Below are 405 nucleotides of genomic sequence, written 5' to 3'. Positions count from 1 at the left end.
GAGACAAATCTTTTGCGATCAAGTAGAAGCGAAGAGACGAACTGAGCGCCTCATCAAACTGGCGCATGGCCGACACAATGAGCAATCTTACCTTGAAGCTCTTGAAAAGATTCCTGGATATGAAAGAGCGTAGTGGAAAAATGAACTCTGTTAGTGTGATCATTCCTTACTATAATCAAGGAAAGTATCTCCAGTCTGCGGTCCAGTCAGCATTGTCTTCCTACAACGGCGATATAGAGGTGCTTGTCGTTGACGATGGCAGCACCGAGGGGCACGCCAAGCACTATTGCAACCAAGCCCGGAAGCTCGACCCTCGCGTCAGGATCATTCATAAAGAGAATGGCGGGTTGTCATCCGCGAGGAATGCTGGCATCCGCGAGGCGAAAGGTACATACATCCAGCTCC

At 49.6% G+C, this 405-nt stretch carries 1 protein-coding gene; it reads left to right on the top strand.

Features of this window, described 5'->3' with window-relative positions; genetic code table 11:
• Positions 1-119: 119 nt before the first annotated feature.
• Positions 120-405: glycosyltransferase family 2 protein (locus SB822_RS55150; RefSeq protein ID WP_410858854.1), on the top strand; the 286-nt coding region annotated here is incomplete at its 3' end.

It is taken from the genome of Paraburkholderia sp. SIMBA_054 (genome assembly GCF_046534875.1).
GTDB lineage: Bacteria > Pseudomonadota > Gammaproteobacteria > Burkholderiales > Burkholderiaceae > Paraburkholderia > Paraburkholderia hospita.
Note: the sequence above shows the minus strand (reverse complement) of the source record. Positions and strands in the feature narration are given on the sequence as shown.